This window comes from Enterobacter sp. 120016 (assembly GCF_018383635.1).
Classification (GTDB): domain Bacteria; phylum Pseudomonadota; class Gammaproteobacteria; order Enterobacterales; family Enterobacteriaceae; genus Enterobacter; species Enterobacter asburiae_D.
This window is the reverse complement of the sequence record NZ_JAHAWC010000037.1, coordinates 1-1545: the sequence shown is the minus strand read 5'-3', so window position 1 is coordinate 1545 and position 1545 is coordinate 1. Positions and strand designations below refer to the sequence as shown.

Sequence of the window (1545 nt, the reverse complement as noted above, 5' to 3'; positions counted from 1 at the left end):
ATACCATTACCCTTTCCGGCGCGACCTTAATCCCCCCGAAAACCCGTCAGGCCCTTGTTGCGCCGTGGCAGGGCCGGTGTCTGGATATGGCGAAAATAACGGAACTTCTCGCCCATATTTCTGACTGGTATATCAGCCGCGGATATATCACCAGCCGCGCCTTTCTCACCGAGCAGGATCTCTCCGGCGGTCGGCTGAATATTGTTGTGCTGGAAGGGCGGCTGGAAGCGATCCGTCTGGAAGGCGAAACGCCGCGAATGCTGAAAATGGCGTTTCCGGGACGGGTGGGCGGCATCCTTAATTTACGCGACATCGAACAGGGTATGGAGCAAATTAACCGTTTGCGCGCCGAACCGGTTCAGATTGAAATTCTTCCGGGAACGCAGGCCGGATATTCCATCGTTAATCTCACGGCTAAACCGGAATTTCCGTTAAGTGCATCCGTAAGCCTGGATAATAGCGGGCAGAAGAGCACCGGTGAAAACCAGCTTAACGGCGTGCTCACCGCCAATAATATGCTGGGGCTGGCGGATAAATGGTTTGTCAGCGGCGGGCGCAGCAGTGATTTTGCCAGCGCGTACGATGCGCAGAATTTCCAGGCGGGCGTCAGCGTGCCGTTTGGCTACGGCCTGCTGGACTACAGCTACGCCTGGAGTAACTACCGGACCACCATCAGTAACCAGGGATTCAACTGGCTCTCCACGGGCGATACCAGAACCCACCGCCTCAACGCGTCATGGGTGTTTTTCCGCAACGGGGATGTCAAAACCGGCATCGCGGCAGGCGTGGTTCAGCGCTCCAGCCGCAACTGGCTCAACGACGCGCCGCTGCAGAGCAGCACGCGCAACCTCTCCAGCCTGGTCCTGGGAATTACCCACACGCAAAAAATGCTGGGCGGCGTGGCGACCTTCAACCCGACCTGGAGCCACGGCATGCCGTGGTTCAATGCCGAAACCGACGAAAATAAATCCGGGGATATGCCGCGGGCAGAGTTCCGTAAATGGAGCCTGAACGCCAGCTTCCAGCGTCCTGTTGCCCGCAACGCGTGGTGGCTGACCAGCGCCTACGGCCAGTGGTCGCCCGACCGGCTGTACGGCGCCGAGCGCCTGACGCTCGGCGGCGAAAGCTCCGTGCGCGGTTTTAAAGAACAGTACCTGTCCGGGGATAACGGCGGCTACTGGCGTAACGAGCTGGGGTATTCCCTCTTCACCCTCCCGGTGATTGGCGCGGTGAGCGCAACGGTCGCCGTTGACGGCGGCTGGCTGGAAAAAGACAGGCAGGACCGCTTTGCCTCCGGCACGTTGTGGGGAGGCTCGGTGGGGCTGAGCAGCGCAGGGCGCTGGTACAGCAGCCAGATTTCGGTCGGTACGCCGTTGCACTACCCCGACTGGCTCGGCCCGGATCATGTGAGCGTTAACTGGCGCATTGCCTTCATGCTTTAAGAGACTCTACGACTATGGATACCCGTCACCCACCCGTTCGTTTCTCGCAGCGTCTGATTAGCTGGATTGTCTGCGGCCTGATGGTCTGGCAGCCGATGGCACC

1 protein-coding gene is annotated in these 1545 nt (G+C 59.7%); it reads left to right on the top strand.

The genetic code is table 11. The features are described from left to right. Positions 1 to 1442 (top strand): ShlB/FhaC/HecB family hemolysin secretion/activation protein (locus KIF87_RS22975; protein WP_213330838.1); only part of this gene is annotated, 1442 nt, incomplete at its 5' end. Positions 1443 to 1545: the final 103 nt, after the last annotated feature.